The following is a 13743-nucleotide window of genomic DNA, read 5'->3' as shown; positions in this document are numbered from 1 at the left end:
ATGAATGGTTTTGTAGATTTTTTTCTAAAGATCAGAAACAGTAAGTTTTTTAATTCTCTCGTTATATCTGTGATTCTAGCATCGGCATTATATGCGGGTGTATCATCTTATGACATTCCCTCTAACTATATCTATCTTCTTGAGGTTTTTGACTACGCTATCACGATATTTTTCACGATAGAAATCGTCATTCGAATGATTGCTGAGAGATCTCTAATTAAGTTTTTTAAAGATGGCTGGAATGTGTTTGATTTTATCATAGTCACCATAAGCCTAATCCCTGTTGGGGGCGCTGAAAGTGTTTTTGTTGCTCGTCTATTAAGGATAATAAGAATCTTAAGAATAGTTACAGTAGTACCTGCTTTCAGACACATCATAGAGGCTCTTATTAAAACTATACCTAGAGTCGGTTTTATCGCGCTTTTAATGTTTATCTTTATTTATATATGGGGCGCAATTGGCACTTTAATTTTTGGTGAAATCGAACCAGATCGTTGGGGCAATATTGGTGTTGCCATGCTCACACTCATGCAAGTTGCGACCTATGACGACTGGGGAGCCATAATGAGTGATGTAATAGTAATTTATCCCTTGTCATGGATATATTTTGTTAGCTTCATCATTATCAATGCCGTTGTTCTATTAAACATGGTCATAGGAGTTATTGTTGATGTGATGACCATCGAATCTAAGGACAACTTTCTTCCGGATGATCCAGAAGATATAAATTAATTTTTTACAAAGTTCGCAATCGATAGTGCGGTTTCGTCGCTAATTTCAGGGCAGCCAAGAAATATATCTGTTCCATGAACTGAACCCATCACCTGTCTGCACTGCGCATCCACATCAGCTTCCCTCAGTAAACGATAAAAATTCACACCTTCATCTCTGAGTGGATCCATCTCATTGACCAAAATATAAGTTTTGGGAAGACCTTTTACATCGTCCTCAGTTGCGAAACTGGGCCAAGCTAGTGGATCTTTATTTTTATAAGCTTCTATCCCATAAATAATGGCGCCGTGAGAGTATTCATGCTCGCTATGAAGCGAGAGTAAAATACCTTCATTCTCTTCTGAGGAGGGATTTTCCGGTAAGGGCCATTGTCCTGCTATGTAGGGACATAAAGCATATAGACCTTTAATCAATTCAATATCACCGTCTTGTTTGAGTTTCAAACTTGTGGCTATGGTTAAATTTCCTCCTCCGCTTTCACCGGCAACAATGATTCTGGTGTTGTCTATATTGAGCTCTTTTGAATTAGCATGAACCCATTTAAGACCTGATACACAATCATTTAATCCAGCAGGATAGGGCTCAACTTCAGGAGCCGATGATGCCCACATGGCATTTCTAAAATCTACCATCGCTACTGCAACGCCTTGCCTAGCAATACATCTTCCCCAAGCAGAATATAATTCATCAAAACACGAGCTGACCATCATACCTCCCCCATGGATGTAATAAACACAGGGTAATTCTTCTTCTGTATCTGGTCGAATATATTGGACTTTGATCGTATTGCCATCTGGATCTGAAATAAATTCTTTTGTCGATGTTATTAAACCTGTATGCGGAACAACTTCTTTGTAATGTGAAGCATTATTAACCATTTCTAAAATGGCTCGACCTTGTTTTGCTTGCTCACTTTCCTGATCAGCCATTATTCCTTCACGAGTTGATGCTGGGCTTGATGTAACAGAGCCGAGTTCGACTTCTCCAAAAACTGCACGTATTCTTTTATCTATTTTTAAATTATTTTTAATTTTGTTTTCCATCGTTACTCCCTCTTTTATCTACCTTTAAATACAGGCTCTTTTTTTTCTACAAAAGCTTTAGTGGCATTTCTATGGTCTTCAGTTTGACCACAATGTATGTGATGCGTTGCCTCTAAATCAAGACAATCATCTACTTCTCCATGCATTGCTCTATTCAAATTTTCTTTCATGTATCGATACGCCACTGAGGGGCCAGAAGCTAATCGATTGGCAATTTCCATAGTTTTTTCCATTAGCGCATCAGGCTCACAAACCCAGTTTGTCAATCCTAGTTTAAGAGCTTCTTCTGCTGTGATTCGATCAGATAGGTAATAAAGCTCTCTTGCTTTAGCCGACCCTAAGAGTTGAGTCATGAAGTAGGAACCTCCATAGTCACCAGAAAAACCAACTTTAGCAAATGCAGTAGTCATAATTGCTGAACTAGACATGAGTCGTAAATCACATGCTAAAGCATAAGAGAGCCCTGCTCCTGCTGCAGCTCCAGGAAGTGCAGCTATTGTTGGTTTTGGCATTTTAAATAACTTACCAGATGTTGCTCTTTGGTGAACTCTCTGCTTGTGTATAGCTGAGTCAATTGTGTTGTCTCCGACTGTTCCATCTCCTGAAGATGCCATGCCTTTTACATCTCCGCCAGCACAGAAACCTTTTCCAGCTCCAGTTAGAACAACGCATCTTATTTCTTTATCTAATTCGACTTCAGCGAGTACTTCTTGCATCGCTTGGTTCATCTCTCCAGACATAGCATTTCTGGCCTCCGGTCTATTCATTGTCAATAATGCAACACCATTGGATTTTTCAAAAATTAGGTGATCAGTTCCTGTATCAATTTTTTCCATAGTTTTTCTCCCCTTAACTATATCTTTGCTATTCTATGTGCAAGATGCAAGCGAAAATTTATCATTTAGGCTTACTTTTTTGCACTATTTTTCTCATCTCACATGAGAAATTATTTGCCGAAGAGAAACCACTATTGACCAGTCCATTAGTTGATAATCCAAAGTCTGTAGTTTTCATTGGAAATAGCTTTTTCTACTATAACAATGGTGTCCATAAGCCCACTCTTGGCATGGTTAAAGCTAATTCAGATCTGGGTAAAGGACATCGCTTTAGAAATATTACAATCAACAGTTCTTCTTTAGAATGGCATGATGTTGAATCATATGTCACTAATGAAAAGATAGGTTCTTTTTCCATCACTTCAAAAAATAAATATAAAAAGTATGAGCCAGAAAATTATGATTTAGCAATTATGATGGATTGCAGTCAATGTCCGGTTCATCCAGATAGAAAAGATTTATTTAATTATTATGTCGACCAACACAGCAAAACACTCCGCGAATACGATGTAGAACCCTCTCTTTTGATGACATGGGCCTATAAAGATAAGCCGGATATGTTAGAAGGACTTGCTTCAGCCTATATCGCAGCAGGAAATAAAAACAATATAGCTGTTTTTCCCGTGGGTCTTGCATTTGAGCTTTCTCAAAAGGAAAATCCTTCAATAGAACTTTTTACACCAGATAAGAGACATCCGAGTAAGGCAGGTACATATTTGATGGCAGCAGTGATTTATTCCTCCATATATAATGTATCACCAGTCAATAATTCTTATGATTACGGAATTGGAATTGAGAATCAAAGAAAGTTACAAGAAACTGCATGGAGAACCCTTTTAAGGTATCAAGGAAAATAATATGATTTTAAAGAATAGGTATTTTTTAGTAATAGTTGCTTTATTGATAGGTTCTTTTACTGGTTTCAAATTAACGGAAACTTTTGCTATCAAATATATTATGGAAAACCTTCCAATTGACACTGCAACGCTCGATGAGAAAGACGTGTACGTGACCGAAATTGAAGATGGTATATTTGCCTCTCCAAAAGAATTATCTTACGTAGACAATAAAGCAAAAAATATCATTTTGCTTATTGCAGACGGCATGAGTCTGAGTCAAATAACAGCATACCGTATGATGAAAGGTAGTCTTAATGAGCGCATTTCAATGGATAAATTTCCATATTCCGGAATTGTTTTAACCCATTCCTATAATGCAGCCGTCACTGACTCTGCATCTTCTGCTACTGCCTATAGCACAGGTTTCAAAACAAATAATGGTGCACTTGGATTAGATCAAGACCTCAATGAACTTGAAAATTTAACTGAAACAATCGATAAGTTCGGATTTGTGAGCTCCTTAATCAGCACCTCCGAGGTTACCCATGCTACACCAGCTGCATTTGCTGCTCATGTAGATTTAAGGTGGAAGACAGATATTATCAGCTCACAAATGATTGATTCTAGAGTCGCAACTATTCTGGGTGGGGGGCGTTATTTCTTTACACCAGAAGAACAGGGCGGAAAAAGGGAGGATGGACGAAATCTTTTAGATGAGATTAAGGAATCTCATATTGTGCTGACTGAAAAAAATCAATTATCCGAAATCTCTAATTCTCTTGATAAGCAAGTATTAGGACTTTTTGCTGATGAGCATTTAAGGGATGAAGATAAAAAGGATAATCACGATCTAGAACCCTCTTTAGCAGAAATGCTTCAGTACTCAATCACACGCTCTGACTTATTGATGAATCAAGGATGTGAGGGTTTTTTCATTATGGCAGAGGGATCTCAAGTGGATTGGGCAGGACATGTCAATGATTTCGATTATCTCATAAGGGAAATGGAAGATTTTGACGAAGCAGTAGACTTAGCCTTAGAAATTGCAAAGGAAAGACAAGATACTTTAGTTTTAGTCACTTCAGATCACGAGGTAGGTGGTCTATTGATAGAACCTGCTAATCCAATAGATAATTCATTAGATGATGTTAAGTTTTCTTTTAACACTGCTGTAGGAAGTGGAACTCATACTGGTGTTCCGGTTCCAGTGTATGCTTACGGACCAGGCTCAGAAAACTTCACAGGAACGCTTGATAACACTGATATCTATTATGCCATGTTAGCTGCTCTGGACTTGGATGATAAAAAGGGAAGCTGTTTAGGGAGGTAGGAGATTGTATTCAGTAATTTTATATTCCGTATTTCTCTTGTTTTGGGTTGCCATTATTTACGACTTTGCAAAGAGACCGAAGGATAGAGATGATGATAAATATATGGATCTTCCTCCACTCAGGCAATTGGCGAGAACATTCTGGGTGGGCTGGATTGGTATAGTTTTATTATATACACTCATCGTAAGTTTGAATTAGATATGGGGAGAAGAGAATGGATACGCCAAAAATTATAAAAGCAGATTCATCCAATGTTGAAGAGGTAAAAAGTGCAATCACTTTAGGGTTTGCTGCTGATCCTTTACTGAGATGGTTTTTTCCCGATCCACATAAATTTCTAAAGAATTTTGCGTTTTGGATGGATGCCTTTTCTAAACCTGCACTAGAGTCAGATTCTATTTTTACTGATGAAAATTATTATGGAGGCGCAATTTGGCATCCTCCTGGAATCCATTTAGATCCCGAGGTGCTCGGACCAACGCTTGAAGATATTCCCTCTAATAGGCTGGAAAGTGCCTTACAAATGTTCGATGAATTTGATGATTGTCACCCTAAAGAAGATCACTGGTATTTACCTTTTATAGGTTTAGATCCTTCAAAACAAGGTCAGGGCATTGGTTCTTTAATTCTCAAGGAATCTTTAAAAAAGGCAGATGAGCAAGGAAAAATTGCATATCTTGAATCTTCCAATCCCATGAACATGAGCCTTTATGAAAGACATGGATTTGAGACTATTAAGAGGATAGAAATTGGAGATTCACCCCCAGCTCACCCCATGATTAGATACCCGAGGTAGATTATGAGACATTTAGAATTTCACGATGTAGAGATACATGAACTTAAATCAGAGATAATTGGAGAAACTTTCGAGATACTAGTAAAACAGCCTGATCCCAATATTATTTCTTTATTTGGAGACGGTCCATTGCCAGTAATTTATGGGACAGATTGTAATCTCTCAGCTGGAGGCTACATCAACACGATCGACGGGTTATACCTTGGTGGAGAAATTCCGCCGGCTCTTTTCATAGGCATACAATACAAGCTAGGTGATGAACCAGACTTCATGCAGTTTGTAACTAATAGAACTCGCGAATTCACGCCTGTTGAGGATATTGAAAATCAAAAATTAATGGAACAAATGACTCTCAGGGAAGTAAAGGGAGGCGGTGCGGATAAGTTCCTGAAGTTTTTAACAACTGAATTAAGGGATTGGGTTTCAGAAAGATTTAATGTTTCTGATGACACGACATATATTGGAGACTCTATGGGTGGTTTATTTGGACTCTACACTTTGTTTCATCAACCAAAAGCCTTTAAGAGATATGTGATTGGTAGCCCTTGGCAAGAGTGGAGCCATCCCAATACTTTTGATCTTGAAGAAAGCTATGCTGAAAATAATGAGGATATGGAAGCTATTGTATACATGGCATCCGGAGCAGAAGAAGATGTTATTGGACCTTATCTAGAAAAAATGAATCCAGTAATGGTTGAGATCTTCTCCAAAGCTAGAACTGCTGACTATACAGAGCAAATGATAGAAAAGCTCAATAGCAGAAATTATCCAAGCCTTAAGTTAAAAGGTTTGATTTTAGAAGACGAGACGCACTTCACCATCACTGGAGCATTATTTAACAGAGGGCTAAGACACGTCTTCAATGTTGAGTGAGTAATATGAAAAATTTAAGAAACCGAAAGTGGACCTTAGCTAGCAGACCAGTCGGGATGGTTGGGGAACATAATTTTTCCTATGAAGAGGAGGAAGTAAGAGATATTGAAGATGGAGAGTTTCTTATTAAGAACTTGTATCTTAGTTTTGATCCTCCTCAAAGAGGTTGGATGGAAGATAGAAAAAGCTATGTACCACCAGTTGCAATTGGAGAGGTAATGAGAGCTGGCTCTGTAGGCCAAGTTATTGAATCAAATCATCCTAATTATGCTGTAGGTGATAAAGTTCAAGGCACTTTTGGATGGCAAGAGTACGCCATTTCAGATGGAAAGGGTATTTTAAACGCTACTGTCATTCCAGAAGGAGCATCTCTCACAGCACCTTTAAGCGTCTTTGGCATTACAGGACTCACTGCATATTTTGGTTTATTGGATGTTGGACAGCCTAAAGAAGGGGATACTGTTCTCATATCTGGAGCAGCGGGTTCCACAGGATCTATTGCTGCACAAATTGCCAAAATAAAAGGCTGTCGTGTTATAGGTGTTGCTGGCGGAGTTGAGAAATGTAAATGGCTAACTGAGGAAGTCAAAATCGATGCGGCAATAGATTACAAAACCGCAAATTTAGAGGAGGTTATTCCTGAATTGTGTCCAGAAGGCATAGATGTCATTTTTGATAATGTTGGAGGAGAATTCCTAAACACCGCACTATTGAGCATAAACCAAAATGCTCGAGTGGCGATTTGTGGTGCCATCTCAGGCTACAATAATGAGACTCCAGCTCCTGGACCATCAAACTATACTGCTTTATTAATACAGCGAGCTAGGATGGAGGGATTTATAGTACTGGATTATATGGATAGATTCCCTGAGGCAATTGGAGAATTGATGCAATGGGTCCAAGAAGGAAAAATTATTTATCAAGAAGATATACAGGAGGGTATCGAGAATGCCCCTGATACTTTATTGAGGCTTTACACAGGCCAAAATAAAGGCAAGCAACTTCTTAAAATAGCTGATCCCGAATAAGTTTAAAGATCTTTATGAGTTCCGTCACAAAAAGCGCCATTTTTACTCATCTTGCATCCGCAGAAAAAAACATCCTTTTCTTCATCGAGTTTTACTTTCAATGGTAAGAATTCAGTTCCTTCGTGAGAGCCATCGCAGAAAGGTTGTTTAGAACTTTTTCCACAACTGCACCACCAGTAATTTTTTTCAGACTCGACGGAAACTTTGTAAGGAAACTTTTGAACTACTTTTGGATTATTCATAAAAAAAAAGTAACATAAATTCTAGATAAAATTACTAATGAGATTTATTCTCAGATACTTTGTAAAGTAGATTTTTATGAGCGTTAAAGAAATATTAAAAATGGGTAACCCTCTTTTAAGAAAAGAGGCTGAAGATTTCACTATTGAAGAAATCAAAAGTCCAGAAACAAAATTATTACTTGAAGACATGTGGGACTCTCTAGAAGTTGCCGGTGGAATTGGATTAGCAGCTCCTCAAATTGGCATTTTAAAAAAATTAGCTGTAATAAAGTTATCCGAAGAATCAGATAGATATCCAGACATGGAGGATAGTGAGCCTTATGTCATCTTTAATCCAAAAGTTTCTGTGGTGGATGAAACTGAACAAGGTTTTTGGGAAGGTTGCCTAAGTGTTCCTGGATTAAGAGGTTTTGTTGAAAGACCGAGGAGTATCAGAGTAGATTTTTTAGACGAAAATGCAGAACCAAAAACTATTGAGGCTGAAGATTTTCTAGCTACGGTTTTTCAGCATGAGTTGGATCATTTAGTTGGAAAACTTTATGTAGATAGAATGAAAGATATTAAGACTTTAATGTTTGAGGAAGAAATGGTTTTTGATGAAATAAAAGAAGAAGTCTTGGATTGATTGAGGAAAAATTATGACGCATGAAGAACGAATTAGAGCAGCTTGGCAGGGGAGAATATCGGGTTGCTTATTAGGAAAACCTGTAGAAATGATTTCTATGAGAGAAGGCCCACATGGATTAAATACCTTTTTACAGGATTCAGGATCACTTCCTCTTCGTAACTACGTCAACTATATGGAGCATGAATTACTGAGGGGTGCTAATAAACGATGTTGCTTAGGAATGATGGAAAGGGCTGAAGTTGATGATGACATTACCTATCTCGTTCTGGCCCTGATGATGATGGAGCAGTATGGCTTAGATTTAAGTACAGATGATGTTGCAAGATCATGGATTAACTTATTGCCAGTCGGAGCCACATTTACTGCAGAAAGAGATTCATATTTAAAGCTCATAGAAAAATCAAATATGGCCTATCAATTTGGTGGCCCGCGCAGCTTTGATCTAGAGGAAATAAATGATGGAGAATACAACGACTGGATAGGAGCTCAGATCCGGATTGATATGTATGGATGGTTGTTACCCGGAAAACCAAAATTAGCTGCAGACTTAGCAAGAAGAGATGCAATGCTATCGCACAGGTCCTGTGCTGTAGAGGCCTCAGCTTATATCGCTGCATTGTGTGCATTGGTTCCAGTTTCTTCTTCAAGAGAAGAGGCGGTAAAAGCAGCATTAGATTTAATAGAAAAAGATTCCTTGGCTTATGAGGCCGTTCAAGTAGGTATTAAATATAAAAATGAACCTGCCTCTAATCTTCATCAACATTATGGAGATATGTCACCCGTTCATAGCTTAAATAATTTAGCAGTAGTAGTGTGGGCATTTTTATCATTTCAAGATTCATTTGATGAAGCAATCGGAGAAACCATATGTTGTGGGTGGGATACTGACTGCACAGGTGCAACAGTAGGAGGATTACTAGGCTTAGATATAGGAGCAATACCGGAATCATGGACATCTCCGTGGCAAGGAAGAGTACAAACTGCGATTGCCGGAGTTGGAGAACTTGATCTAGATAGCTTAGTCAAACGAACATGTGTGCTTGTCGATAAATTTTCCTCTGTAGCTGACCTGAGTTAAATTCATGACAAATCCTATTGCAGTCTTTGGCAGCATCAATATGGATTTAGTGGTTTATAGCTATGCCAAACCCAAAGACGGGGAAACAATTTTTGGAAAAAACTTTGAAACATTTCTTGGAGGTAAGGGTGCCAACCAAGCAGTAGCTTCCTCAAGGACTGGTTCAAATGTGTCGTTTGTCGGAAAAGTCGGCAATGATCTCTATGGCGAACTACTTAGAGAAAGACTTGACTCAGAAAATATTGATACAGAATTATTGGAATGTCATGATGGGGAATCTGGCGTAGCTTTGATTAATGTCGTCGAAAGTACCTCTCAAAATCAAATAATAGTTGTCCCAGGAGCTAATTCTCATACACGATCCGAACAGATGAGTGATCAGGTGCTTTCATCTACAGATATCCTTATTTCTCAAATGGAAGTTGAATCCAAAGAAATTGAGAAACTATTCTTAAGGGCTAAAGAAAGAAATTGCTATCGTATATTAAATGTAGCACCAGCTTTGACATTAAGTAATTCACTTTTTTCTGAGACTGATTTATTTGTAGTTAATGAAATTGAGTTAGAGTCTCTGACAAAACAATCAATTCAAATAGATTCCTTGGATTCTATCAAAGAGAGTATCGAATCCATGGGTTTAAATAATCAACAATCTATAGTCGTAACTCTTGGATCTAAAGGAGTCTATATTCATCAAGATAATAAATATGAGTTTATCGAGAGTCATAAAGTAGATGCCGTCGATACAACTGGATCGGGAGATTGTTTTATCGGAGCATTAGCTAGTTCCCTACTTGAGAAGCAAGATTTATCAGAGGCTGCTATTTTTGCTAATAAAGCTGCCGCTATTTCTGTGACAAAGAAAGGTGCATCGGCTTCTATGCCAACTACTCAAGAAGTCTTAAAGTTTGGATAAATTATAGTTCTACCAAAAAATCTATTACCCTTTCCTTAAATAGGGAATTAAAAGCTTCAACATCTAAATCTAAAGCTACTTCAGAGTTGGGCTTCGGTTTGAAGATCTGTCCCATGATAGATTCATTAAATTCGCTAACTGTTTGTCCATCAGTAAATTCACCTTTAGTTTCTATAGATACATAGGCCTTTTTGAAATCTGCTATTTCAGGCATAAACGAGAGGGCAACAGCCAAAGAGTCATATAAATGAAGTCCTTGATCAATTATTTCTTTATTTGGATTTATTTTTAACCATGGATCTACTGATTTCTGAACAAATTGACAAAAGGGATGTTCATTTTCTCCAATTAAATTGAGCTGTTCTCTACCAAATCTAGTTTTATGGCAGACATCTAATGGAACCATTCTAATTGGAATGCCAGAGCCAAAGACTCGAGCGGCTGATTCAGGATCGGCCCATACATTAAACTCTGCAGCTGGCGTAACATTTCCTTGCACAGTTGATGCTCCGGCCATCATGGTTATTTTATTTATGTGAGTTGGCAATTCAGGATCTAAGTCTAAAGCTTGAGCGATGTTAGTTAGAGGGCCAATAGTCACAAGCTCAATATCACCAGAATTTTCTTTTGCTGTTTCAGCAATAAAGGCTGGTGCACCTTTCTTATCGTTTTCAATTGGTAATATTGGAGTCAATTGTTCCATTTCCTCCCTCTGGCCAAGCCATTTTCTTTTTTCATTTCTATCCTGACTATATGTTCCAGGTTTTCCAGTGTGAACAGGTATATCTTTTCTAAGCTGTTCAACTAAATAGCTAGCATTGCTAAAACCTCTCTCTACAGGAACATTCCCTTGTACGGTTGTGATGCCCAATATTTCAAGCTCAGGAGAATTCATCGCAAGCATAATTGCAAAACAATCTTCAGGATCACCACCCTTTGTTCCCATTGCTGGGTCAGTATCAATTATTATTTTCTTTTTCATATTTCGTGATATGTTAACTCTTTTATAAGTAATAGGGAGAAATGCTTGTGAGACCAGTTGTAGAAACTAAAAGCGGACCAGTAGAAGGTTTAATTGAAGAATTTAATGGAATTAAGGGCTACAGTTTCAGAGGCATACCTTATGCAGCAGATACATCAGGTAATAATAGATGGCGTGCTCCTCAGGATGTTGAATCATGGGTAGAAAATTTTGATGCCAGTTCTTTTGGACCACAATGTCCTCAATTTAGAAGAGGAGAGGGAGGATTTAGAGATTCAATTGCGAATGCTTACGAAATTGAAATACCTGAAGAGGAACCGCCGCAAGAATCAGAAGATTGCTTAAGACTGAATATATATTCAGGAGATTTAGCACCTAAAGAAAAGTTACCAGTTATGTTTTGGATTCATGGCGGTGCTTTAAGATTTGGATCGGGAGATAATTATTTACCAGATGGAATACTCTCGAAAGGAAAAATACTTGTAACAATAAATTATAGATTAGGAGAATTAGGTTTTTTTGCTCATCCATCAATAAATGACAGTGAAGAAGAGTTTAAAACTAATTTTGGCTTGCTGGATCAAATTAAGGCTTTGCATTGGGTAAGGGAAAATATAGAAAACTTTGGTGGTGATCCATCTAATATCACAATATTCGGGGAATCTGCTGGAGGATTTTCAGTTGCCGCACTTTTAGTATCTCCTCTCTCAAAAGGTCTTTTTCACAAAGCAATTGTCCAAAGTGGTGGTTTTTCAAGAATGGCCCTCCATTCATCTGATAAATCGAGTAATGGCTTTTCTGCTGCAGATCTTGGATCAAGATTCGGAGAATTTTGTGGTATCCCAAATAATGATGATCAGTTAAAGCTGATGAGAGAATTGCCTATAGATAAGATAATTGAGGTGGGAAAAATTGGATTTTCTTCTTCATTTTATGTGGATGATAAAACCATTCTCGCCCCTGTGATGAAGAGTTTTGAAGAAGGTGCAAATCATAAGGTCCCAACAATCATCGGGACCAATGCGGATGAAGGGACGGCGCTTTACTGGGGAAGTCCTTTGGCAGATGTCGCACCTCCGGTTAATTCAGTAGAAAAATATAAGCTGGTGATTTTGGATAAATTTGAAGAAAAAGCTGAAAAAATTCTTTCTATCTATCCAGCCTCTGATAAAGAAGAGATGATCAAATCGAGCAAGAGATTATTGGGAGACTCTTTGTTTGGAGCACCATCTTTCTTCGCCTCTAAATTTATGGCTGAACGATCTGAAGATATTTATTTTTATCATTTTAATCAGAAACCCTCAGGCAAGGCTGGTGAAATATTAGGGTCTTTCCATGCCTACGAAATAAGCTATGTCTTTGGAGTCGGAGGCTTGGGCATTATAGAGAATCAAGAGCTATCAGATATTATGCTTTCTTATTGGACAAATTTTGCTGAATCAGGAAATCCAAATTCAGAAGAGCTGCCTGAGTGGGAAAAATTATTGCCTGGTGAAAATAAGTGGCAGGTACTGGGATCTGAAGTAGGAAAAAAAGATATAGATAGGATAGAGATCTACGATTTACTACAAGATTTTGAATTCAAGGGTATTTAAGCCCGTCTTATAGAAAGACCACCATCCACAGGCAAATAAACGCCATTAATATAGGATGAAGAGGGGAGGCATAGATTAAGAGTAGCATGTGCAACCTCTTCAGGTTCACCATATCTTTTTAGACCAACTCTTCTTCTAGCATAGGTTTCTTTGTCTTTAGGATCTATAGCCGCGGTCATGTTTGTATTGATAGGACCAGGACAAACACAATTTACTGTTACCCCTTTTGGGCCTAATTCGAGAGCGAGAGAGCGAGTTAAACCAATCACCCCATGTTTGGCAGCAGTGTAAGGACTATGAAATGGTGATGCACCAAAGCCTTCAGTAGAAGATATGTTTACTATTCTTCCATTATCAGATTCAAGAAGATGTGGAAGTGAGGCTCTAATTAATCTTACTTGACCTGTAAGAACTACATTTAAAGTATCATCCCAATAATTTTCAAAATTTTCATCATCTACCGCAGTAACAGAAGATATCCCTGCATTATTGATAACGAAATCAATAGTTTTATATGTCTCGATGGTGGCATCTATGCATTTATTTATTGAAGCACAATCTGTTACGTCTAAAAGAAGGGGCATACATTCTCCGCCACTTGTTATTATTTCTGTTGAAACTCTATTGACTTCCTCCTGATTTACATCGGTAGCAATAACTTTAACTCCCTCTGATGCAAAAACTTTAGCTGTTGCTTCGCCCATACCACTGCCAGCACCTGTAATGATTGCGACTCTTCCTTTGACTGATCTAGAAAGTTTTTTAAAGATTTTCATATTTAAATATTTGAGTTATTCGACTACTTATAAGATTATACGAACACA

At 37.9% G+C, this 13743-nt stretch carries 15 protein-coding genes; 10 read left to right on the top strand and 5 right to left on the bottom strand.

What is annotated here, in order from left to right; all coding sequences use genetic code 11:
- Complete coding sequence (locus M9C83_06695; protein URQ66331.1) at nucleotides 1-732, top strand: ion transporter; 732 nt, start codon at nucleotides 1-3, stop codon at nucleotides 730-732.
- On the opposite strand, the gene M9C83_06690 is transcribed toward M9C83_06695, so the two are convergent.
- Both M9C83_06690 and M9C83_06685 read right to left on the bottom strand, forming a co-directional pair.
- The gene (locus tag M9C83_06690; protein URQ66330.1) at nucleotides 729-1775 is read right to left on the bottom strand and encodes an alpha/beta hydrolase; all 1047 of its coding nucleotides are present in this window, start codon (nucleotides 1773-1775) and stop codon (nucleotides 729-731) included. The genes M9C83_06695 and M9C83_06690 overlap by 4 nt on opposite strands.
- A gap of 14 nt (nucleotides 1776-1789) precedes the next feature.
- Nucleotides 1790-2611 carry an enoyl-CoA hydratase gene (locus tag M9C83_06685; GenBank protein ID URQ66329.1) on the bottom strand — a complete coding sequence of 274 codons (822 nt, stop codon included), beginning with the start codon at nucleotides 2609-2611 and terminating at the stop codon, nucleotides 1790-1792.
- Between the two features lie 134 nt (nucleotides 2612-2745).
- Between M9C83_06685 and M9C83_06680 the strand changes: the two genes are divergently transcribed.
- The 5 genes from M9C83_06680 to M9C83_06660 all read left to right on the top strand — a co-directional run bounded on the left by M9C83_06680 (nucleotide 2746) and on the right by M9C83_06660 (nucleotide 7478).
- A complete protein-coding gene (locus M9C83_06680; protein ID URQ66328.1) occupies nucleotides 2746-3468 on the top strand; it encodes a hypothetical protein in 723 nt (240 codons plus the stop codon).
- A 1-nt stretch (nucleotide 3469) separates the two neighbouring features.
- A complete protein-coding gene (locus tag M9C83_06675; GenBank protein URQ66327.1) occupies nucleotides 3470-4780 on the top strand; it encodes an alkaline phosphatase in 1311 nt (436 codons plus the stop codon).
- 215 nt (nucleotides 4781-4995) lie between these two features.
- A complete protein-coding gene (locus tag M9C83_06670; GenBank protein ID URQ66326.1) occupies nucleotides 4996-5577 on the top strand; it encodes a GNAT family N-acetyltransferase in 582 nt (193 codons plus the stop codon).
- Nucleotides 5578-5580: 3 nt separating this feature from the next.
- Nucleotides 5581-6450, top strand: a complete 870-nt coding sequence (locus M9C83_06665; protein ID URQ66325.1) for an alpha/beta hydrolase-fold protein — start codon at nucleotides 5581-5583, stop codon at nucleotides 6448-6450.
- Between the two features lie 5 nt (nucleotides 6451-6455).
- Nucleotides 6456-7478: an NADP-dependent oxidoreductase gene (locus tag M9C83_06660; GenBank protein ID URQ66324.1), complete on the top strand. Its 1023-nt coding sequence runs from the start codon at nucleotides 6456-6458 to the stop codon at nucleotides 7476-7478.
- A gap of 2 nt (nucleotides 7479-7480) precedes the next feature.
- Here M9C83_06660 and M9C83_06655 read toward each other — a convergent pair whose 3' ends face one another.
- The gene (locus M9C83_06655) at nucleotides 7481-7720 is read right to left on the bottom strand and encodes a CDGSH iron-sulfur domain-containing protein (GenBank protein ID URQ66323.1); all 240 of its coding nucleotides are present in this window, start codon (nucleotides 7718-7720) and stop codon (nucleotides 7481-7483) included.
- 76 nt (nucleotides 7721-7796) lie between these two features.
- Here M9C83_06655 and def point away from each other — a divergent pair, with 76 nt between their 5' ends.
- The 3 genes from def to M9C83_06640 are packed head-to-tail and all read left to right on the top strand — an operon-like array spanning nucleotide 7797 to nucleotide 10342.
- Entirely contained in the window at nucleotides 7797-8345 is a 549-nt protein-coding gene (gene def / locus M9C83_06650; GenBank protein ID URQ66322.1) for a peptide deformylase, read from the top strand.
- Nucleotides 8346-8358: 13 nt separating this feature from the next.
- The gene (locus M9C83_06645; GenBank protein URQ66321.1) at nucleotides 8359-9426 is read left to right on the top strand and encodes an ADP-ribosylglycohydrolase family protein; all 1068 of its coding nucleotides are present in this window, start codon (nucleotides 8359-8361) and stop codon (nucleotides 9424-9426) included.
- Nucleotides 9427-9430: 4 nt separating this feature from the next.
- Nucleotides 9431-10342, top strand: coding sequence for a ribokinase (locus tag M9C83_06640; protein URQ66320.1), 912 nt, complete (start codon nucleotides 9431-9433; stop codon nucleotides 10340-10342).
- 1 nt (nucleotide 10343) lies between these two features.
- On the opposite strand, the gene M9C83_06635 is transcribed toward M9C83_06640, so the two are convergent.
- A complete protein-coding gene (locus M9C83_06635) occupies nucleotides 10344-11324 on the bottom strand; it encodes a nucleoside hydrolase (GenBank protein ID URQ66319.1) in 981 nt (326 codons plus the stop codon).
- A 41-nt stretch (nucleotides 11325-11365) separates the two neighbouring features.
- Between M9C83_06635 and M9C83_06630 the strand changes: the two genes are divergently transcribed.
- Nucleotides 11366-12919: a carboxylesterase family protein gene (locus M9C83_06630; GenBank protein ID URQ66318.1), complete on the top strand. Its 1554-nt coding sequence runs from the start codon at nucleotides 11366-11368 to the stop codon at nucleotides 12917-12919.
- Here the strand turns inward: M9C83_06630 and M9C83_06625 are convergent.
- The gene (locus tag M9C83_06625; GenBank protein ID URQ66317.1) at nucleotides 12916-13695 is read right to left on the bottom strand and encodes an SDR family oxidoreductase; all 780 of its coding nucleotides are present in this window, start codon (nucleotides 13693-13695) and stop codon (nucleotides 12916-12918) included. The genes M9C83_06630 and M9C83_06625 overlap by 4 nt on opposite strands.
- Between the last annotated feature and the right edge of the window lie 48 nt (nucleotides 13696-13743).

This window comes from SAR86 cluster bacterium, from assembly GCA_023703575.1.
Classification (GTDB): Bacteria; Pseudomonadota; Gammaproteobacteria; order Magnimaribacterales; family Magnimaribacteraceae; genus Magnimaribacter.
The sequence above is the reverse complement of the archived record's forward strand: the minus strand, read 5'-3'. Positions and strand labels throughout refer to the sequence as shown.

What these genes read in the sequence shown, in the direction of transcription:
- M9C83_06695 (URQ66331.1), top strand. Translation starts at nt 1, where the DNA reads ATGAATGGTTTTGTAGATTTTTTTCTAAAGATCAGAAACAGTAAGTTT.
- M9C83_06690 (URQ66330.1), bottom strand. Translation starts at nt 1,775, where the DNA reads ATGGAAAACAAAATTAAAAATAATTTAAAAATAGATAAAAGAATACGT.
- M9C83_06685 (URQ66329.1), bottom strand. Translation starts at nt 2,611, where the DNA reads ATGGAAAAAATTGATACAGGAACTGATCACCTAATTTTTGAAAAATCC.
- M9C83_06675 (URQ66327.1), top strand. Translation starts at nt 3,470, where the DNA reads ATGATTTTAAAGAATAGGTATTTTTTAGTAATAGTTGCTTTATTGATA.
- M9C83_06670 (URQ66326.1), top strand. Translation starts at nt 4,996, where the DNA reads ATGGATACGCCAAAAATTATAAAAGCAGATTCATCCAATGTTGAAGAG.
- M9C83_06665 (URQ66325.1), top strand. Translation starts at nt 5,581, where the DNA reads ATGAGACATTTAGAATTTCACGATGTAGAGATACATGAACTTAAATCA.
- M9C83_06660 (URQ66324.1), top strand. Translation starts at nt 6,456, where the DNA reads ATGAAAAATTTAAGAAACCGAAAGTGGACCTTAGCTAGCAGACCAGTC.
- M9C83_06655 (URQ66323.1), bottom strand. Translation starts at nt 7,720, where the DNA reads ATGAATAATCCAAAAGTAGTTCAAAAGTTTCCTTACAAAGTTTCCGTC.
- def (URQ66322.1), top strand. Translation starts at nt 7,797, where the DNA reads ATGAGCGTTAAAGAAATATTAAAAATGGGTAACCCTCTTTTAAGAAAA.
- M9C83_06645 (URQ66321.1), top strand. Translation starts at nt 8,359, where the DNA reads ATGACGCATGAAGAACGAATTAGAGCAGCTTGGCAGGGGAGAATATCG.
- M9C83_06640 (URQ66320.1), top strand. Translation starts at nt 9,431, where the DNA reads ATGACAAATCCTATTGCAGTCTTTGGCAGCATCAATATGGATTTAGTG.
- M9C83_06635 (URQ66319.1), bottom strand. Translation starts at nt 11,324, where the DNA reads ATGAAAAAGAAAATAATAATTGATACTGACCCAGCAATGGGAACAAAG.
- M9C83_06630 (URQ66318.1), top strand. Translation starts at nt 11,366, where the DNA reads ATGCTTGTGAGACCAGTTGTAGAAACTAAAAGCGGACCAGTAGAAGGT.
- M9C83_06625 (URQ66317.1), bottom strand. Translation starts at nt 13,695, where the DNA reads ATGAAAATCTTTAAAAAACTTTCTAGATCAGTCAAAGGAAGAGTCGCA.